The organism is Acinetobacter variabilis (assembly GCF_000369625.1).
Classification (GTDB): domain Bacteria; phylum Pseudomonadota; class Gammaproteobacteria; order Pseudomonadales; family Moraxellaceae; genus Acinetobacter; species Acinetobacter variabilis.
Genome location: NZ_KB850113.1, coordinates 1,175,594 through 1,195,534 on the forward strand (window position 1 = coordinate 1,175,594; position 19,941 = coordinate 1,195,534).

The 19,941-nt window shown below is 42.4% G+C and carries 15 protein-coding genes and 1 pseudogene; 6 read left to right on the forward strand and 10 right to left on the reverse strand.

Features of this window, described 5'->3' with window-relative positions:
- Positions 1–185: 185 nt before the first annotated feature.
- On the reverse strand, positions 186–545 hold the full coding sequence (locus tag F897_RS11350; RefSeq protein WP_005235949.1) for a hypothetical protein: 360 nt from the start codon (positions 543–545) through the stop codon (positions 186–188).
- 112 nt (positions 546–657) lie between these two features.
- Entirely contained in the window at positions 658–1,104 is a 447-nt protein-coding gene (locus tag F897_RS11355; protein ID WP_005235951.1) for an I78 family peptidase inhibitor, read from the reverse strand.
- 454 nt (positions 1,105–1,558) lie between these two features.
- Here F897_RS11355 and xseA point away from each other — a divergent pair, with 454 nt between their 5' ends.
- Positions 1,559–2,830, forward strand: a complete 1,272-nt coding sequence (gene xseA, locus F897_RS11360) for an exodeoxyribonuclease VII large subunit (protein ID WP_005235954.1) — start codon at positions 1,559–1,561, stop codon at positions 2,828–2,830.
- Positions 2,820–3,014, forward strand: coding sequence for an exodeoxyribonuclease VII small subunit (gene xseB, locus F897_RS11365; protein WP_005235956.1), 195 nt, complete (start codon positions 2,820–2,822; stop codon positions 3,012–3,014). The genes xseA and xseB overlap by 11 nt, the downstream gene beginning before the upstream one ends.
- Before the next feature lie 107 nt (positions 3,015–3,121).
- Here xseB and F897_RS11370 read toward each other — a convergent pair whose 3' ends face one another.
- Complete coding sequence (locus F897_RS11370) at positions 3,122–7,645, reverse strand: translocation/assembly module TamB domain-containing protein (RefSeq protein ID WP_005235958.1); 4,524 nt, start codon at positions 7,643–7,645, stop codon at positions 3,122–3,124.
- A gap of 38 nt (positions 7,646–7,683) precedes the next feature.
- Positions 7,684–10,440: an autotransporter assembly complex protein TamA gene (locus tag F897_RS11375; protein WP_005235959.1), complete on the reverse strand. Its 2,757-nt coding sequence runs from the start codon at positions 10,438–10,440 to the stop codon at positions 7,684–7,686.
- A 174-nt stretch (positions 10,441–10,614) separates the two neighbouring features.
- Here F897_RS11375 and F897_RS11380 point away from each other — a divergent pair, with 174 nt between their 5' ends.
- The 3 genes from F897_RS11380 to F897_RS11390 all read left to right on the forward strand — a co-directional run bounded on the left by F897_RS11380 (position 10,615) and on the right by F897_RS11390 (position 13,671).
- Entirely contained in the window at positions 10,615–11,934 is a 1,320-nt protein-coding gene (locus F897_RS11380; protein WP_005235961.1) for an MFS transporter, read from the forward strand.
- 3 nt (positions 11,935–11,937) lie between these two features.
- Positions 11,938–12,573 (forward strand): 2-polyprenyl-3-methyl-6-methoxy-1,4-benzoquinone monooxygenase, encoded by a 636-nt coding sequence (coq7, locus tag F897_RS11385; RefSeq protein ID WP_005235962.1) that lies wholly within the window; start codon positions 11,938–11,940, stop codon positions 12,571–12,573.
- A 165-nt stretch (positions 12,574–12,738) separates the two neighbouring features.
- The gene (locus F897_RS11390; RefSeq protein WP_034580993.1) at positions 12,739–13,671 is read left to right on the forward strand and encodes an IS5-like element ISAba12 family transposase; all 933 of its coding nucleotides are present in this window, start codon (positions 12,739–12,741) and stop codon (positions 13,669–13,671) included.
- Positions 13,672–14,003: 332 nt separating this feature from the next.
- Here the strand turns inward: F897_RS11390 and F897_RS11395 are convergent, their stop codons facing one another.
- The 5 genes from F897_RS11395 to F897_RS11415 form a co-directional block, all read right to left on the reverse strand.
- The gene (locus F897_RS11395) at positions 14,004–14,438 is read right to left on the reverse strand and encodes a 2-amino-4-hydroxy-6-hydroxymethyldihydropteridine diphosphokinase (RefSeq protein WP_005235972.1); all 435 of its coding nucleotides are present in this window, start codon (positions 14,436–14,438) and stop codon (positions 14,004–14,006) included.
- Positions 14,395–14,775, reverse strand: a complete 381-nt coding sequence (gene folB, locus F897_RS11400) for a dihydroneopterin aldolase (protein ID WP_005235974.1) — start codon at positions 14,773–14,775, stop codon at positions 14,395–14,397. The genes F897_RS11395 and folB overlap by 44 nt, the downstream gene beginning before the upstream one ends.
- A gap of 131 nt (positions 14,776–14,906) precedes the next feature.
- Positions 14,907–16,205, reverse strand: coding sequence for an ABC1 kinase family protein (locus tag F897_RS11405; protein WP_005235976.1), 1,299 nt, complete (start codon positions 16,203–16,205; stop codon positions 14,907–14,909).
- A 58-nt stretch (positions 16,206–16,263) separates the two neighbouring features.
- The gene (locus F897_RS11410; RefSeq protein ID WP_034580997.1) at positions 16,264–17,034 is read right to left on the reverse strand and encodes a HesA/MoeB/ThiF family protein; all 771 of its coding nucleotides are present in this window, start codon (positions 17,032–17,034) and stop codon (positions 16,264–16,266) included.
- Between the two features lie 39 nt (positions 17,035–17,073).
- Entirely contained in the window at positions 17,074–17,262 is a 189-nt protein-coding gene (locus tag F897_RS11415; protein ID WP_005235980.1) for a hypothetical protein, read from the reverse strand.
- A gap of 259 nt (positions 17,263–17,521) precedes the next feature.
- Between F897_RS11415 and F897_RS11420 the strand changes: the two are divergent.
- Positions 17,522–18,031: pseudogene (locus tag F897_RS11420) on the forward strand (pyridoxamine 5'-phosphate oxidase family protein).
- A gap of 188 nt (positions 18,032–18,219) precedes the next feature.
- On the opposite strand, the gene F897_RS11425 reads toward F897_RS11420, so the two are convergent.
- Positions 18,220–19,866 (reverse strand): AMP-binding protein, encoded by a 1,647-nt coding sequence (locus tag F897_RS11425; RefSeq protein ID WP_005235989.1) that lies wholly within the window; start codon positions 19,864–19,866, stop codon positions 18,220–18,222.
- Positions 19,867–19,941: the final 75 nt, after the last annotated feature.

Genomic DNA, 19,941 nt, shown 5'->3' on the forward strand with positions numbered 1-19,941 from the left:
AAATTCATTATTCAATATAAAGATAAGCATTTCTATATTTTAGATTTAGCAATTGTCACAAATTATATTTAATATTGCTTAGGCTATTTTTATTATTAGAAGAATATTCTTATATCTATAAACCACTATTTAATTTGAATGAAGATTCCTTAGTTTGCTTCATTCAAATATAAAAAAACCGTTCCTTAGAACGGTTTGTAATCTGGCATTTTATCATGCGGTGTGGCGATACATTTTTCAGTAAATTCAGCGCGGACTTTCTCACGGGCTGCATCTACATCGGTCTTAATTTCCTGTTCCGGAAGTGCATAGACTTCATCGATAATATTCAGGATAAAACTGCGAGTGATGTCATCATCGATCTTGTTGGCATGCTCAACAGCCTTTTCTTTCTCGATCGCATTCTGACGATCCAGCATAATGGTCCGTGCAGCATTCCCCACACTACGACAATAGCCATGCCACTGCTCTTCAGGGGTTAAAGGTTTTTTCTCTGCACAGCCGACCAGAGCAACCATCAGGGATAAAGCAAATAACTTTTTCATGAATTTCTCCTTCCGAGAGGCACTATAAGAGATCAGCACAGATTTGTCATTTAAAATGAAATTTCTCTCTATTCTTATTGATACTGCCTGCTCGAAAGTAGCATTTCATATCTTAACCACAGCTGGCCTGAACTACTTTCTTAGTGGCTGGATCTACAGTGACCGTCACGCGCTCTTCACGATAATCCATAGTGACAGGCTGGCCAGGTGCAACCATGCGTACCATTTGAGCTTTGGTTTTCTCTTTGATTTTTGCTTCAGTTAAATTGGATTGGCCAACCAGCGCAGCTGCCTGATCAGCGATACATTTAGGCTGGTTTGCTCGGAAATATTCCCATTCTTCGACCACTTGCCCATTTTTTAAATGACAATAGCCCACTTGCCCATTAGTTTCATTACGGATTTCCAGCTTTCCACCCTGATTAATACAATAAACACTCGCTGGATTCGCTGTTCCTAATGACGCTGAGTTTGAGTCAGTCGACTGGGTCGTACTACAGCCAGCAAGGAGGATGGATGCAAATAATCCGGACAAACCAGATAAAATTATTTTTTTCATGAGCGGTATTCTTCTAAAGGAATTCACCTTTAATGTAGCATATTCCACTTATAGCGTCAGATCTGAAAAGGCTTGAGTGTTTGTAATTCTGTAAAAAGCGGCAGGATCATTTCTTAATATCATTAGGTTTAATCCCATTTAAGTTCTCACTATTTCCTATGATTTACTTTAACCAATAATCAACCTTCAAAAGTGGTTTCTTTTTTCGAATAGCCAAAATTTAGTTTTAGTTAACTATTGGAATGGCTTAAAGATGACAATGTCATTACATTGTTATACAAAGTGTTTATTACCCTTTATCAACCAAGTATTATTCTAATATTTTGTTTTTAGATTATTAAATTAATTATTGCCCAGCTTCTTTGTCCTTGCCTTTTTTATGCACGAAGCTTGATGTTTGTACTAGCGGCCATATTGCTTTAATATTTGATTGAATTTTAAACTTTATCTCAGCATGCAAGACGATCTCCAGCTTTCTTTAAAAGAATACCTTTCTACGGTTCATGAAGTGGTAAAAATCACTTTCGATACACCGGTGTGGGTCAAAGCCGAGATTCGTAATTTAAATATTAAAGCTGGCCATTATTATCTAGAACTGGCAGAAAAAGATCCTGACAATGATCAGGTCATTGCCAGTTGCCGGGCCACAATCTGGAAGTTTGCTGCGCAGAAAATTGTGACGCAATTTGAACGTGAAAGTGGTATTGAACTAAGCCGGGATCTTAAAGTTTTAATCAAAGTCAAAGCCAGCTTTGATCCGCAATATGGGTTTTCCCTAAATATTGTAGAGATTGATTCTGGATATACCTTGGGAGATATAGCCCGACGTTATCAGCAGATTGTAGAAAGACTGACAACCGAAGGTCTGATTAATCGCAATAAAAATCTCCCTACACCTTTTGACCTAAACCGGATTCTGGTGATTGCTCCAGAAAAGGCTGCCGGTCTGGGCGATTTCAAGAAAGATGCTGATGCTTTACAAAAAGCTCAGGTATGCGAATTTATCTATCACAGTGCGACCTTTCAGGGAAATACGGCACCGCAAAGCATCATGCAAAGCTTGGCACAAGCTTTAAAGCAGTGGGCACAAGCGTATCATCACGCGCCTGATCTGATCGTGATCATTCGTGGCGGTGGTGCAGTCAATGATCTGGCGTATTTGAATGACTATGCGCTGGCTGCCCTGCTCTGCAAACGTTCAGTTCCCGTTTGGGTTGGTATTGGTCATGAAAAAGATCGGACGATTCTGGATGAAATCGCTCATCGTTCTTTCGACACACCGAGCAAGGTGATTGCTGGAATTCGCAGTCATGTCGTCGAGCTGACGCAAGAAGTTATAAATAACCTGCAAAGCATCCAGCGACTTTCTCAACAGCAAATTCAGGCTTATCAAAACCAGAATGAGCAATATTTAAAACTAATCCAAAATCTGGCCAATCACCAGATTGTGAATGCCTTGCAACGTTTAGAGCAGCTCAAGTCCAATACTTCTAACCTTGCCCAGCAACAGACCCAACTAATTAATCAGCAGCTAGATGCCCTGATGCGGGAAACACTACTGCAAAATCCCAAACATGTTTTGTCCAAAGGCTATGCCATTGTGCGCCAGCAAGAACACGTAGTTCGTTCAATTCATCAAATTGATGTGCAACAACCCGTTCAAGTTGAATTACACGATGGCCTATTTTCAGCACAACTTACGCAGGTAACTCCCCATGAGTCATGATACTTTGAGCTTTCAGGAAGGCTATGACATCTTGAAAAAGAATGCTGAATTACTTGAATCTCAGCAAGAACCAGATATTGATAATTTGATGAAAATCGTCGAAGAGTCTATGCAGGCGTATAAAGCCTGTAAATCCCGAGTGGAAGCCGTTCAGAATGCACTGAACGAGACCTTTAAGGATTAATTTTATTGAATACCTTAAATCAGTATAGCTTGATGATTTAAATGCTTAGGCTATTTTAAAATCTCTTGCCTATAAAAAAGCCCTCATTTAGAGGGCTTTTTATTAGCTTAGAACCGCCAGTTATAGAATAAGTCAATTGCACGTTCTAAAGACTGACTGGCTTCCAGATATAAACGCTGATTCATTTGATAACGTAAAGTCAACTTGTTTACTGGGGTAAATACGCCAACCCCATAACGGATATATAAGTCTGGCGTAATATAACCGGTTACAGACACCTGAGTATCATCCCCGGTTCCCTGTGCATCCAGTGCCAGACCGCTCAAGCCAAAGCTGCGGCCAATCTGGTTGGTCAAGGCACGCGTACCGCCTAAGCCCAGACTGATCCCTGCGGCTGCAATGGTGTTATTTACATCAGATCTGAAACCTTCTGCCTGACTCAAGCCTGAAGCCCCTTCATTAATACGACCAGTAATCAGAGCATTCAACGCTTCTTGTTCAGACAGGCCAGCATCATTATAAATTTGAATGGCAGGACTTGAGGCTGTACCAGTGACACGTACACCCACCGTGCTACCTTGAATGGATTTATTGGCATCAATATCCAGGGTTGGATTCGACAACGGGCCATTGAAACGTGCAATTGCACGGTTCAGATCCAGACTTTGTCCATAAGCTTCAATTTTCACCCGTTGTGATACCCCGATCGCACCATTGGCACGCATCGCAGATTCCAGACCACGTTGTGTCAGATTGACACGACCTAAGAGTGGAATACGGCTGTCAAAGCCCTGGAAGATCACCTGATTTCCTAACGACACTGCAACATCTGCGCGAATATCCCATGGACGTGCCGCTTTCAGAATGGCGAGCTGGTCATCTCCCTCACGTACTACGCGTACGTCAGAAGACAAGCCCACAACAGGTTCAGACGCTTCAGGCATAGAAATCAATGCACGAGGAACATCGACCTTACCACTCAAGCTCAATTTTTTATTGAACGGATACATATCCAGGGTCAGATCAGGCGTAACCACCGCAGTAATCAGCGGTGCCTGGCGAATCAGCAGATTTTCGCCCTGAAGTTTAAGCTGTACGCGAGGATCACCTTTCCAGTCTACAGAACCAGTTAATTTACCAGCACCACGACCACTATTAAATGCACCATTAATAGTCGCGGTATTTTGACGGACTGATGAATAGAGCTGCACATTGGTTAGATTGACTGGTAATGAAATCATGCTGATCGCCCCGTCCTTAACCCGAATTTCACCTTCAAGTAATGGATCGGTTAACGTTCCGCTAATTTTACCTGCATACGACAGGGTACCATCCAGATTACGCACATCCTGAATGAATGGCTTAAAGACCTTCAGCTGAACCTGGTTAAAGGCAATCTCGCCACGCATTGGTTTATTGTCACGATATGGATCAATAATTACATTGGCATAGCCTGTACCAATATCCGGCGTTTTCACATCCAGACGAATCTGTAATCCAGCGGCCACGCTTTTTGCGACTAGCCCCACTTCATCATATTTTAAAGTCGAGCCTAAATATTCCGGATCATCAGAAGATAAGCCGATCACCCCATTGCGGGTTACCAGACGAGCATCAATTTTCGGTTTAGCACCTTGTGCCCAAGCTGCCTTGGCATAACCATTCACTTTACCGGTTAATGCTATGCCTTCTGGCAGGAAGGCACTAAAGTCAGCCAAATCCAGGTTACGGGTAATAAATGAAGCACTACCTCGAGTTTTATTGACTCGAATTGGCTGGTCAAAGCAAAGTTGACTTTGCTGACTCATCCAGCAATGAGCGCCAACAAACAGATCCGACTGTGCAGTGTTATAAATTACAGCTGCATTTTGACGCTGCACCAGATGAGTACGCAGTGAGTCGAAATCACCGCGCTGGATCTGGCCTAACCAGTTATTTTGTGCATTAAAACCACCTGCGAGCTGAACAAAGAATTTAGACAGCTTATTTTCAGCCTGAACTTGTAGCACATGCGCGGCGCGCGTTCCAGCAAGTGACACTTCACCGCGTACAATCTGTCTATTGCCACTACGCAACTGATCCATGGTCGCAGTCAATAAAGTCGGTGTGGTTTGTGAAGTCGGTAACTGGCCACGTACCCGAATCTTGTCTACGCTAAACAGGTTCTTGAAGGCAAAATTGTCCACTGCCAGATTCGCAGTCGCTTGTAAACGCGGTTGTGCCTGCATATTAATATAGCCTTGTACCCGGCCTCTTAATCCCGGATAAAGCTCATATAATGCCGGCGCATTCACTTTAAGTTGCAGATTTTGTGCATTACCTGTGGCCTGTATCTGGTTGCTGGCATAAGACAGGAACAGGTTATTGGCTTCAAACTGCTGCGGTACAAAACCACGCTGCTTGGAGTCAATCAATACAGCCAGATTACCCTTACCGCGTACCGGTTTATTATTCAATATACCGGCCAGATTTAAGCGTTGAATCTGGACACGCTTCACTGCATCCGACCAGACACCTTGGGTTTGCAGATTGCCAGACAATTCACCTTTAAGCTTGGCATTAAAATACTGAGGTTTGAAACGCACCAGAGAGGCATTTACATTCCAGCCAATACCATTTGCCAAGTTCACCTGACCATTGGCATTAATTTTTCCAGCGACTCCATCATGACGCAGTTCCTTGATATTGAGCATATCAGGCGTACCTGACAAGCGCAGTTTCAACAATCCCTGACTGGCCTTAATCTGGCTGGCACTTAATGCACCATCATAATTGACCGCATAACTTTTGAATCCGCCACCTACTTTTTCATCATGGAACAACAAGGCAATATTACTATTACCTGTCAGATGAACGGTTTCATTTTGCGCAGCCAGTCGTCCGGTCAGATCTACACCGCTAAGATTAATAATTTGCTGATTCGGGCGTGCATAACCACTGGCTTTTACCCGACCATTCAAGCGGTCAATTGGTGAAGCTGCAGCCAGAGTTTGAGTATTCAGGTTCTGGGCATTTAATACTGCGGACCATTTGAGCTGACGTTTTTCTTCTGGCAGTTCAACCCGTGCATTACCTGTTAGACTGCCGGCCTGTCCATTTCCACTATATTTAAAACTTGGAACATTCAGAATATTATTTTTCAGGTTTAGTTGTGCCTGATACATTCCTGTAGGTAACAGTCCTTCTTCATGCTGAGCAACCTGGGTAGCGACATGGATATTTTGCTGGCCTTCGACCAGTACCAGATCGACATCTCCTGATTCACTTTTTAACCAGCCGATATAAGGCACAGCACGGTCAATATTTTTCCAGGCTACATCCAGTAACATCGGTTGAGCTTTATTGTCTTTAACCGGCTTCTGATCCAGCTTGATATTCCAGGTTTCATAGCGGTCAAAATCCACCAGTCCTGTTAAATGTAGGCCATTTTCCAGATTACCGGTAGAGGCAATATTACCGTCCAGACTTGGTGGCAGAAAGTCCTGCACCACCTGTGGAATTCGCTGATGTTTCGGATCAATCCCATTCATGCGACCTGTCAGATCCCAATCCACCTGATCAGCCCAGCCTACAGTACCTGCCAGGCTTACCGAACCTTTCATCAGCTGACCATTTAGATCAGTAATATTGAGCTGATTGACCAGATCGGTGTACATCACTGCGGTATATTGCCCATCCGGGATATTTTCACCTTCAATATCAGTGCGGACATTCAGATCCAGGCGCTTGGTATTCCCATTAAACTCAGCCACACCATCTTTCGTAAACAGTTTTTGCTCTGTCAGGATTGGCCAGTGATATTGCTTGAACTGGAGTTCACCACGCATGGGTACATTAGGACGCATCGGGTGCAGAACTGCCCAGCCTGTCAGCAAATCTGGCGTGTTGGTCGCGACCCCGGCCTGAATGGTATCCAGTGTGCCTCTAGCACGTACTTGAATATCATGAATATTCAAGCTTTCTCTGAGTGAAGGCAGATTTAGAATACCGCGTGCATCTAGTGGATATTTACCTTCAAACTGCATTTTCCCAGTAGCTTCACGTACCGACAGATAGCCCATGTCCATGCGGGAATCTTCGAAATTCAGCTCGGTACCTGACCATAATGCTTCATTCAGTTCAATATTATAAAAATCAACTGCATTGGTCTGAGTCTTAATCACCAAGTGATCGAGAAGTAAATGATCAACCCGCAATACAAACGGTAAACGAATTGCATTGAACTTGAATGGCTCATCACTTGGCGGATTTTTATTAATAATCTGTAAATTCAGTACATCTGCTTCAGTCAGATGAATTTCTTTTTTGATAATCGCCCGCCAACCCAGCTTGACATCAGCACGGTCAATTTTGACATCGACCGGTTTCAGGGTAACCAGAACATTTTTCAGGATAATCCCGCGCCACAGGTTCCCACCTTCATATTCATAATGAATGATTTCCTGGCGCTGCATCACCTGATCGAGCAGGAATTTACTGCCTTTATCGGTAGAAAACAGGATCGCCAGTACAGACAGCAGAAAAATAAGAGAAAAAAGGGCCGACAATAGAATACTTCTAAATATACGGCGCTTTTTCGGCACAACTTCAGGTTGTTGCTCTTGTTCTGGCTGTGGTTGGTTTTCGACCATGATCTACCCAAATAACTATTTTTTAATTAATAAATGTTTTATAACTGCGAGCCAATAAAGAAGTGCAAACGAATCGGATAATTGTCATCCGACAGTCCGGTCGCCACATCTAAACGAATTGGGCCAATCGGTGAAGCCCAACGAATCCCCAACCCCGCACCATATTCTGTCGGATTACTAAAATCCTCATTATAGGCATTTCCGGCATCCGCAAATACTGCAGCGCGCCAGCCCTCCCTGAACTGATAATTATACTCCAGTGAAGCCACACCCAAAGCCTGTCCGCCCACTTTAAAGCCTTCAATTTCTGGAGAAAGACTCTTATAGTCAAAACCACGGATACTTTGATCACCGCCACTAAAATAGCGCAGGTTATAAGGTACTTTGGCAAAATCTTCAGTAAAGATATAACCCAGATCCGCGCGTCCAACAAACTGATGATCGGCATTTTCACCCAGTGAATAGATAAAACGCCAGCCTGCATTCACAATCGCCATATCGGCATCAGACAATAGAGCTTCACTGCCCAATTCGACTTTATAGGTTTGCTTAAAGCCCTTGGTCGGGTTCACGCGGCGATCACTATCAGTACGGGAAACTTCATAACCCACCAGTAAAGACTGCTGTTCATCTTCAGTATTGAATCTGAATGCTTCCGGAATCTGGCTAAAATCAACCGAACCATCCTGCGTCAGACGATCCAGACGGTAACGTAGACCGTAAGTTTGTTGCCAATTAGCACGCGGATTTTTAATAATCCGGTCAGCACCAAGTACCGCGGATTCAATTAACAGGCCATCACCTTGGGCCACACCATCACGTTCTTCACGTTCATAACCACCCACGATACTGATATAGTCATTAAGTGGATGGTTGTATGGAATATTATAACGGCCATCAATTGACTGACGGATTTGTGACAATTCAAGGTTGGCATCAAATGAGTGACCACGTTTGTTTACGATCGCACGGCGATATTGTCCACGTAAGCGTGTTCCGGTATCCGTACCATAACCCAGACCGACTTCGGCACTGTTAAGACGGTCTGCATTCAGTGTCACAATCACCGGAATTTTTTTCTCTTCACGAGCCTGAGCCTTTAAACGTTCTTCTTCGTCTTCTTTGGTCTGCTGCTGAACCCGCAAAGTTCTTAAGTTTGGATTTTCTGCATCACGACTACCGGCGAACTGATCTTCATCCACCACATCCTGTGTAACTTCCTGATTGGATGCCGGTGCAGCTTTCTTGGCCACACCTATTTCATCTTCTGAAAACTTCTGTTCTTCTATCAGACTCTGAATATCCGGTGCCAGTTCCAGCTCTCGATCAATAGGATCAGGACGAATTGTATCCACCAGCGTATAGTTAAAATAACGTGAGTTCGTCAGGTTGTTGGCCAAGCTATTCACACGCCAGAAGGTGTAGTCAGCACCATCTTCCCAGGTGACCAGACTTTCCAGTACATCACGATTCAGTGGAAATTCTTTTTCAGGATCACTCATCCTGAACTCTACATTACCCAGTTTATAACGCTCACCTGTTTCAAAGCGCAGATTCACATCGGCTGTATTTTCGGGTTGGGCAATGCGCACATCATGCAAGCGCCAGTAAGCATCAAAATAACCATTGTTGCTGGCTGCGGTATTAATCCGGTCCTTGTTTTTTTCATAATCCCCATGGTTAAAGATATCACCTTCTTCCTGTTCAGGTAGAAGACTAATAACCTGGAACTGCGGCTGTTCACCACCTGGCCCACTAAACTCAATATTATGGGTATTGATAATGACCGGCTCATTCGGGGTTACATAAACTCTGACCCGGCTATCTGATAATTTTTCAAATCTGAACTGGGCATTGTAATAACCTACAGCTTGGGCAGCCTGATTGGACAGATTACGGAGTTGCGGTAATGCAGATGAAAAATCTTCAAAGGATTCCTGGGTAAAGCTAGAAAGTTTAGCTTTTACATTATTTCTGAGATTCGTATAACCTTCTGACTGAGCTTTACGATTCAATCCGCCATTGCTTTGTGCAGTGCCATTTCCATTCACAATGACCACATCTGCACTGATCCGAGGCAAACTGGCGGTCATAATCTGGCGAGGTGGACGTATTTTATAAAACAGTCGCTTGAAAATATTAGGGCGTTTATCATTTTCAGGCGTCGTTGGTGCAGGCAACTCGGATAAGGTCGCACCCGACTCATTTCTTTGGACAATAATCTGGCTATCGGCCTGAATGGACTGCATAAGCTGATCAACATTCACAGGTGCCTGATTGATTTCAACTAGTTCCTGCTGACTCATATCATTGACTACTGTTTCAGTTTGCGCGGTCTGGCGATAGGCTTGCGCCTCGCGTTTCGCTTCTTCCGCAACCTGATAAATCTCATTGGCCATACTCTGGTCAATCGTTTGCACCGGCAGACTTTCTAAATCATCAAACTCAATTGGCTGAAATTCACCCAGAGACGTTCCCATAGTCTGCTGTTCTTTCAGCATTTGCATACTATCTACAGTCGAAGTTTCAAGTTCTAAAGCTTCTTCAACTTTTTCTGTTGCTTCAGCTTCGGTCGTAGCTACCCCTTGTCGTACGGCTTCCTGGGATAACTCTTCGATCATTTCTGCCTGAGATAGTGCTACCGGAGTTTCCGTCTGCTCGGTTTGTGCCATGCCCTGATGCGATAACATCATGAAAAATATACTCATACATAGCCTGGCTCGGCCATGATACGGTACGAGAGACCCCATACTACGATTTAGCATCGTTTGTTTAAATTTTCTCTTTGCGGGCATAGCAAACTCTAAACGAATACATTCTTTAATTGATTATTTGACCGAAAAAGATAAGCTAAAGAACTTAAATTATTGGGTTTTGCCTTTACATGGACGAAAGTATCTTACATGATTTTTCTCAATGTTTACGTATATCTCACATTTCTTAATAAATCTTAATGTAGCACGTCTTATATGAACAACAATGAACATTTGTTAGCGAGCCGCCGCTTTTTACCCATGTTCCTAACCCAGTTTTTTGGTGCACTGAATGATAATGTTTTTAAACAGGCATTATTATTGGTGATTACCTATGGCTGGATTCAGCAACAATCAGCCAGTATTAGCACCTTAAATAACCTTGCTGCACTATTGTTCATTTTGCCTTATTTTATTTTCTCTGCGACGGCAGGCCAGATTGCAGATAAATATGAACGTTCCCAGCTGATTCGCTATTTAAAGATTTTTGAAATTGTGATCATGATTCTGGGCACCATTGGCTTCCTGCTCGGTCATTTATGGATGCTATTGTTCGCCCTGTTTTTAATGGGCACTCAATCCACTTTTTTCGGCCCGATTAAATATGCCATTTTGCCTGAAGTATTAAAACCAGATGAACTGATGTCAGGTAACGCGCTGTTCCAGTCAGGCACTTCATTAGCAATTTTATTCGGTATGATTCTGGGTGGTGCAGTCATTGCTGCTTCTACAGGCAATCTGATCTGGATCAGCCTGACGGTGTTAAGTATCGCCGTGATTGGCTATCTCTCCAGTCGTTATATTCTGAAGCAGAGCATTCCAGCGCCTGAAATCAACATTGACTGGAATTTTTTCCGGACCAGCTTTCAGACCATTAAATATGCCAAAAGTTTACCGCTGGTTTTTTTAATTCTGCTGGGTAACTCCTGGTACTGGTTTTATGGGGCAACCTATCTTACTCAGATTCCACAGCTTACCTTACAAAACCTACATGCTTCTGAAAATGTCGCCAGTTTGCTACTGACCTTTTTCTCTGTCGGGATCGGTTTAGGTTCTTATTTATGCCGCAGATTAGGCGGTACTGAGGTCAATATTAAAATGGTACCGATTGGTGCTATTGGTCTCGTGGTTTTTGCCTTATATCTAGCAGCAAGTCTTGCCTTTGTTCCGGAACGTACCGGTACGTTACTCGGCTTGGCAGATGTATTCCAGCAAGGCTGGAGCTATTATCATGTGATGCTGGCGGTAACTTTACTGGGCATCAGTGGCGGTTTTTATATCGTGCCGCTGTATGCCATGATGCAAGCGCATTCTCCCCGCTCACATCGTGCACGTGTAGTTGCAGCAAATAACATCCTGAATGCCGTTTTCATGGTATCTTCTGCTATATTCTCGATTATTATTTTAAGCGTTCTAGAGTTTGATCTTAAAATACTTTTCTGTATTACTGCAGTGTTGAGTGGCCTGTTTACTTTATGGCTGCTTTATAGATTGAAACCGATGATCAAAACCGCAAAAGCCCCTTTGGAGGATTAATTCATGCGTCAATATACAGGTGTCGATAAGCTTATTCATTCTTTTGACCAGGCATTACGCAGTCTTGTTCCAGGAACGACTTCCTCACAACGGGAAAATCCAGCCAAACCGGTTGAAACCCAGCTTACCGTGAGTGATGCCCGTCATGTGGCTGGTTTAATGCGTGTGAATCATAGTGGTGAGGTTTGTGCACAGGCGCTTTATCATGGACAGGCATTAACCGCGAAATTACCAAATGTACGTCGGGAAATGGAACAGGCGGCAATTGAGGAGCAAGATCATCTGGCCTGGTGTGAAGACCGCTTACAAGAACTGGATAGCCATACCAGTTTACTCAATCCGGTCTGGTACGGCCTTTCCTTTGGGATGGGTGCAATTGCCGGCATTGCGGGTGACAGATACAGTCTTGGATTTGTTGCAGAAACCGAACGCCAAGTGAGTATGCATTTACAGCATCATATTAATCAGCTGCCAGCACAGGATGAACGCTCACGTCGCATTCTAGAACAGATGAATGAAGATGAACTGCATCACCGTGATACAGCTTTGGCTGCGGGCGGCGTAGATTTACCGCTTCCCGTCAAGATTGCCATGACCGGCATTTCCAAGTTAATGACCAAAACCAGTTATTATATTTAAGTATCAAATAAAGCCCTCATTTTTGAGGGCTTTATTGTGATCAAAATAATTAAGGAAAAAATATTTTAAGAACTCTTTTTTTAAATTTTTTATTTATCATTATTTTATCTGGGCTTTGTTGCACAAACCTATCTGTAAAGGCTTTTTCAGCGATATAATTTTCAAATGAAGAAGCCTGCACACAAAATCTACCGCACAACCAATTGGCCCGCATATAACCGAGCACTCATGAGTCGCGGAAATATTGCCATTTGGTTTGATCCTGCTACGCAATGGTATGCGCCATCAAAAGGCAAACAAGGGCGAAATCAAACCTACTCCGACGCAGCCATCCAATGCTGCTTAATGATTAAATCCTTATTCCGTCTGTCTTTACGTATGGTTACTGGCTTTGTGCAAAGTCTGATTAAACTTTGCGGATTAAATTGGATAGCTCCAGATTACACCACGCTTTGTAGAAGACAAAAGCATATTGATATTGTAATCAGCTACCAAAAAAGTAGCGATGGGCTGCATCTACTCATGGACTCTACAGGCATGAAGTTTCTAGGTGAGGGCGAATGGAAACGCAAGAAACATGGACCTGAATATCGTCGCCAATGGCGTAAACTTCATATTGGTATAGATGCTAAAACCCTACAAATACGAGCAGTTCAGCTTACAACCAATAATGTCAGTGATTCACAGGTGCTTGGTGATTTACTTAATCAGATTCCACAAGATGAGCGGATTGACTCTGTTTATACCGATGGAGCTTATGACACCAAGCAATGCCGTCAGGTCATTGCAGATCGGCAAGCGCATGCGGTGATTCCACCTAGAAAAAATGCGAAACCATGGAAAGATACAAAGAGTAGCTCGCTAGAGCGAAATGAATTACTTCGAACAATTAAACGTTTAGGCAGGACACTATGGAAAAAATGGTCAGGCTATCATCGGCGAAGTTTGGTTGAAACTAAGATGCATTGCATCAAATTATTAGGAGATAAACTCAGTGCAAGGAGTTTTGATAGCCAAGTGAATGAGATCCATGCACGTGTAGCAGTCCTTAACAGATTTACGGAATTAGGTCGACCACTTACCCAAGTTACGCCTTAAATTTGGCTCAATTAGGGGCGCTTTGCATTTCAAATCTTTGTGCAACAAAGCCAATTTTATTTAAAACCAAGTTAAAATATAATTACCTTCATGGGAAATTAATTAAAATTTAAAATATATTTATTGTTCTTTATTTTTTTAAAATTAGCAGTAAAAATGATTATTTAGAGGTAATTTATGGAAACAGGTATTATTCTTGGCATTCTATTCGCAATTATTGTGTTGTTAGTTATTTTTTATAAAAAGAAAAAGTAAATAACAGTTTTTTGGCAAATACAGATCCCCTACTTACATAAAACTGAAAAATTCATTAGATTAATTTCAGATACAGATTAAATTTTAACTTGTGGATATTGAAGACGGCGATCATATTCAAATGCAGAATGAGACCAGATGTCATGCATCGGGATTTTTACGTCTAGTGCAAGCGGTAATTTTTTGGGATTAAATTCCATCTGACTTAAATCATTTCCCCATGCAATCAGGTCGACATCCAGGCTAATCTGATGAGATGGCCGAACCCGCCCCGAATCCGTTTCCATTTGCTTTAATAAATCTGTCATATCTTGAACAGGAACTTCACTGTATAGGAGACAGGCCGCATTCCAGTAATCTGCCCCGATACTATCCCGACATGGAATGAGGTAAATTGGAGAAAACCAAACTTTCCCCAACTCGCTGATCCGCTGCTGGGCAGCCTGAAAATGTTGCTGTGGATGACAATTACTCGCCAGTGCTAGGGCGAATATCGTTGCGGTGGCGTTCAAGACGTATCCCTACAGAATTAGCTTGCGCGATAATGGCAGGCTTACGGATCGTAATCATAATCGATTCTACACTTTCAAAGGTAGCAAAAAGCGCGTCTAGTACCAGTTTTGCTGCATGTTCGATCAATTTTGGCTGGGCGACCTGAATCACCCGCGCTGAAATCTCACAGATTTCGGCATAATTCAAAGTATCTTCCAGTTCATCTGACTGTGCCGCTTGTTCTAATTTGGTACGAATAGTGAGATCCAGCATTAAAGGCTGAATGATTTGACGCTCCCAAGTAAAGCAGCCGACTACTGTATCGACCTTTAAGCCTTCAATAATAATTGCGTCCATTTTAAAACTCGGAATTTAATATTTACCAATAATCTCCCTAAATCCCTCTTAATAAAGAGGGACTTTCATCACTTCTAATTATTTTGTAATGAAAGCCTCCCTTTATTAAAGGGAGGTCGGGAGGGATTAAATTAATGCTTTAACAGTAAATTTGGGTCCATGGTCTGGACCATCTGCAAACGCTGATCTGCATAGATGTCTGTATACGGCGCCAGAATTCGCATAAAACGGTCAAAATACAGCATTTGCTTGAACAATAAAGCAAAGTCACGTGGGAAGCGAATGCCATGACGTTCACCGACTGCTACCATATCCATCATGATATCGTTAAGATCGGCTGGGCTTGAAGTCAGCAATTCCTGAGGATCAGCTAACATCACACCACTAAATAAACGTTCAAGATCAGCCGCAAGCACTTTGGTATCAATCTCAACTGCAGTCATACCCATTTTCAGCATGTTTTCTGCCATCAGGGTATAATTGGTATGCTGCAAGGCATCCATAAAGGCCATACACGCTGTCCAGACTTCTGGTTTAAGCTGGCCGACAATACCAAAATCAATAAAGCCCACACGACCATCTTCAAGCAGCATCAGATTACCCGCGTGTAAATCAGCATGGAAACTGTTACACATCATTAGACTGCCAAACCAGGTGTTCATTGCAGTGATGAGAACCTGTGATGGGTCTTTAGCGACCTTTTTCACAACTTCAAAATCAGTCAGTGGCACGCCATATAAACGTTGCATGGTCAGTACACGACGTGTTGAATATTGATGATAAACCTTAGGAGCAGTTGCTGCTTTATTATTGGTGATATTCAGATAATTGACGAAATCATCCAGATTTTGTGCTTCCTCGATGAAATCGACTTCACGCACCATTCGGGTTTTGATTTCTTCGACAATATCGGCCAATGAGGCAAATTTTACTTTCGGCACTGCTTTTTCCAGCAGTTTGGTCGCCCAATGCAATACATTTAAATCGGTATATAGAATTGTTTCCACACCCGGCTTTTGTACTTTAATAACTACATCTTCACCAGAAACCAGCTTAGCCGCATGTACCTGTGCAATGGAAGCAGAAGCCAGTGGTGCTTCTTCAATTGAGGCAAAGATTTCATCCAGATTGCGACCAGAAAACTCTGATGCCAATACTTCCTGAATATAGCTGAATGGCAAGGTCGGTGTTTGATCCAGACAACCCTGAAACTCTTCCACATATTCACGTGGAAACAGCGACGGCGTACTGGCAATAAACTGACCGAGCTTGATATAGGTTGAGCCTAAAGACTCAAATGTTTCACGCATGAGTTTGGCATTACTTGGCTTTTCAGTGGCATATTTAATGCCGGCCTTCGCCGCAACTACCGCGGTTTCACCCATACGGGCAACCGAACGTATTCCATCTAACCAGATATTTTTTTTCATAATGTCTTAGGAAAAATTAATTACATGCAGTGTAGCAAAAAAATTAAATTTTGCAGGCCTATCTTGCCTGACAGACCGGGCAATCTGTATCTTTTTCGAAACTTAAAATGCGCTGTTTAAAACTCAGACCATCCCAAAGTAGAAGTTTCTGTCTAAGTGGCATTTTACCTAGGCCTAAATAAAGCAAAGCATGATGAGCTTGCAAACTCGCCATCACATTTGGCGTAGTCGCCAAGACACCTGAGTCTGCGCAACGCAAACTGGTATCAGCCTGATGTTCAGGTGGAAACAGGCAGGCATAGCAAGCTGAATCCCCATCCATCATGAACAGTTGTCCTTGCAAACCAATCGCAGAAGCACTGATTAAAGGTATATTCAGTTTTACACAGCTCTGATTGACCAGATAACGTGTCTCGAACTGATCACATCCATCCAGCACCAGATCTTGATGTTCAATAATACTTTCTGCATTTTCAGTCATTAAAGCTTGATTAATATATTCAATCTGAATATTCGGATTAATCTGAGCCAGCCTTTTTGCGAGTATTTCTGCCTTATAAAAGCCTAAATCATTTGGCGTAAATGCCAGTTGTCGTTGCAGATTACTCATCTCGATGGTATCAGGATCAATCAGAGTAATTTTGCCTACACCTGCTCTAGCCAGAAGTTCTGCCAAGGCACAACCAATCCCGCCACATCCCACGATACAGACATTGGAAAATTTCAATTTTTCCTGGGCTTCAATATCCCAACCGTCTAAGAGAATCTGGCGGCTATATAAATGCAATTCAGCATCGGTGAGTTCAAACTCTGGGGATATGGCATCCATAGTCGATATAGACAACGTCGTTCCTTGTTTCGAAGATTTTTAAGAAGCATGTGCCACAAAAAGTGCATTTACCGAAATTTCAATATGTTGATAAATCTCAAGCAAATTAACTTCTCTGCGCATAAACAGCAAATCAATAAATGGCTTGGCAATACTAGCGCCAAATAGCATATCAGTTAAATGCTCCGTATCAAGCTGATAATGTCCTGATAAATATGTAATGGTCATATTATGAATGCACTTAACTTGATCTATATGCCACTTAATTTATTCACGTATTACATCTTCTGGCTAATCTCGTTCTTCTATTCCTTTATCACCCTGTAACTGTCTTCCGCTTGTTTAGCACTTCTGTAGCTGCTGCCTGCAATTCAGTAGGAAAATGTATCAGTTCAGTGAGACCCTCTGTATCCATTATCAAATATGATTAAGCTGCTTAAGGAATAGCAATTATCCTCGCTTTCAATAAATAGTATGGAGCATATAGATGAACGAACAAAATCAGCATAATAATCGTGAAAAATTATGGGAACTAATCAAAGATGTGCGTTACACCATGATCAGCCATGTAACCTAAAGTCAGGAAATTCATTCTCAGCCGATGACCATGCTCAATTCTGAGCAAATGAATGAAGATCAAAACTTGTATTTCATCATGCGTGATACCAATGATCTGGTGAAAGCTGCCACTACTGGTCGCACTCAGATTGGCCTGTCTTTCGCTAAACCTTCTGATGGTATTTATGTATCGATCAGCGCAAATGCACAGATCAGTACTGACCGTATTTTGATTGAAAAATTATGGAATCCATGGGCAGAAAACTGGTTTGAAGGTAAAGATGATCCTAGCGTACGTGTACTGATTGCTGAAGCTGAAAGTGCAGAATACTGGAATGTCACTGATAATAAAGTAACTCAGCTATTTAAGGCACTAAAAGGTGGCGTAACTGGCGAAGCTGGGGAACCGGATGCTGAGCACAAAAAAGTTGATCTATAAGTAAATAAGAATTCCACTTTCAATTTAGCCTCTTAATAAGAGGCTAAATTTTTGATTTATTCTATTTAAAAGATGAATGGTATTACATTGTAATGACAGTCATTCTCTCTGATAAATTCAAACATAAACAAATTAATCGTATAAAAAAGCCACAATTGCGACCTTTTCACTATATTTAAATGAATATATTAACTGACCTGTTTAATACCCTGAATCTTGACAATTTCCTGCTGTTTAAGCAGATTACGCTGAATTTTACCGCTAGAGGTTTTAGGCAAATCACTTACAAACTCGATCTCTTTCGGATAGGCATGTTTAGATAAACGGGAACGCACATAGTTTTGCAATTTCAGCATCAGTTCTTCACTAGCGGCATATTGTGCTTTAAGCACTACAAAGGCTTTCACAATTTCGGTACGTTCCGGATCTGGCTTTCCAACCACAGCGGACTCCAACACCTCTTCACACTCCAGCAAGGTACTTTCTACATCAAAAGGTCCAACTCGATAACCCGAAGTCGTAATGACATCATCCGCACGACCAATGAAATCTATTCCACCATGCTCATTCAGTTTTACGGTATCACCCGTTAAATAGTACTGTCCCACAAAGGCTTTACGATTATTGCCGCCATAGCCTTCGAACCACATCAAAGGTGAGGCTGAGCAGTCCATAGCCAAGGTCCCAATGCCGCCTTTTTCGACTTCCTCATGCTCTTTATTTAAAACTGCAAAACGATGTCCTGGAATGGCAAAGCCAGCGGAACCGATTTTCTTGTGATGCTCCAGCGCATGATGATTGGCAATCACCATTCCCAGTTCCGTCTGTCCATACTGGTCGTAGATATTGACGTCCATTTCATGATTAAACCATTGAATGACTTCAGGCGTTAATGGCTCACCTGCACTACTGACCACACGTAAACACGAGCTAATCTCAGCATCAAATTTTTCCTTAAAGCCATAGAACATCCGGAATGCGGTTGGAGAACCGGTCAGGTTATTTACCCGATATTTTTTAATGATTTCAACAGCATTGTCTACGCTAAAAGCACGTTCATCCATAATGATGCTATGTCCCAAACCTAATGGACCTGCAATCCCATAATACAGACCATAAGCCCAACCCGGATCTGCCAGATTCCAGAAAGTATCTTCGTCACGTAAATCTACGGCGTGCAGCATATAGCCTTTAAATGCCAGTAAAGCTTTAAGCGGAACAGGCACTGATTTTGCCAGTCCTGTTGTACCTGAAGTAAACATCATCAGGAAAATGTCACTAAAACGACCTTGAACCGGCTCAAATTCAGTTGAACATTTCTTGAGCTCTGTCCAGAAATCAGCATCCTGATTGGTACTTTCAGGAGTTTGATGTACGGTTAAAATATGTGGAATATCGAGATTATCTAGTTTTGCACGCTGTTCCTGGTTGGTAATAATCAGTCGGGTATGTGCGGTATTAATACGATGCTCGATTGCCTTGCTTTCAAAAGCGGTAAATAAAGGCTGATAAATTGCACCAATACGCCAGGTAGCTAGAATGGTAATTAATAATTCTGGGGTTCGTGGGAGCAAACCAGCGATACAGTCACCTGCTTCTAAACCCAGTGAGGTCATATAATGAGCCAGTTGTCCTGAAGCCTCGGCCAATTGTTCAAAAGTCCAATATTGGGTCTTGCCATTTTTACCTTCCCAGATTAACGCGATCCGGTTTTGTCCCAGAAAACGTCCACAGCATTCTGTATAGGCATTGAGTGCATCTGGCGTTCCTGCCAGATGTTGTTGAACCATAGTGTCAAAATTAAATTCACGATACGCTTGTTCTAGTGTCTTCATCACGACAACCTCTATTCCGTTTATAAACAGACTTTATGTCTGTGTCCGTTGTATTTGTTGTTCTGTCTACTGCCT

Bases quoted from the DNA above. Each gene is read 5' to 3' on its own strand.
- F897_RS11350 (WP_005235949.1), bottom strand. From the start codon at position 545: ATGAAAAAGTTATTTGCTTTATCCCTGATGGTTGCTCTGGTCGGCTGT.
- F897_RS11355 (WP_005235951.1), bottom strand. From the start codon at position 1,104: ATGAAAAAAATAATTTTATCTGGTTTGTCCGGATTATTTGCATCCATC.
- xseA (WP_005235954.1), top strand. From the start codon at position 1,559: ATGCAAGACGATCTCCAGCTTTCTTTAAAAGAATACCTTTCTACGGTT.
- xseB (WP_005235956.1), top strand. From the start codon at position 2,820: ATGAGTCATGATACTTTGAGCTTTCAGGAAGGCTATGACATCTTGAAA.
- F897_RS11370 (WP_005235958.1), bottom strand. From the start codon at position 7,645: ATGGTCGAAAACCAACCACAGCCAGAACAAGAGCAACAACCTGAAGTT.
- F897_RS11375 (WP_005235959.1), bottom strand. From the start codon at position 10,440: ATGCCCGCAAAGAGAAAATTTAAACAAACGATGCTAAATCGTAGTATG.
- F897_RS11380 (WP_005235961.1), top strand. From the start codon at position 10,615: ATGAACAACAATGAACATTTGTTAGCGAGCCGCCGCTTTTTACCCATG.
- coq7 (WP_005235962.1), top strand. From the start codon at position 11,938: ATGCGTCAATATACAGGTGTCGATAAGCTTATTCATTCTTTTGACCAG.
- F897_RS11390 (WP_034580993.1), top strand. From the start codon at position 12,739: ATGAAGAAGCCTGCACACAAAATCTACCGCACAACCAATTGGCCCGCA.
- folB (WP_005235974.1), bottom strand. From the start codon at position 14,775: ATGGACGCAATTATTATTGAAGGCTTAAAGGTCGATACAGTAGTCGGC.
- F897_RS11405 (WP_005235976.1), bottom strand. From the start codon at position 16,205: ATGAAAAAAAATATCTGGTTAGATGGAATACGTTCGGTTGCCCGTATG.
- F897_RS11410 (WP_034580997.1), bottom strand. From the start codon at position 17,034: ATGGATGCCATATCCCCAGAGTTTGAACTCACCGATGCTGAATTGCAT.
- F897_RS11415 (WP_005235980.1), bottom strand. From the start codon at position 17,262: ATGACCATTACATATTTATCAGGACATTATCAGCTTGATACGGAGCAT.
- F897_RS11425 (WP_005235989.1), bottom strand. From the start codon at position 19,866: ATGAAGACACTAGAACAAGCGTATCGTGAATTTAATTTTGACACTATG.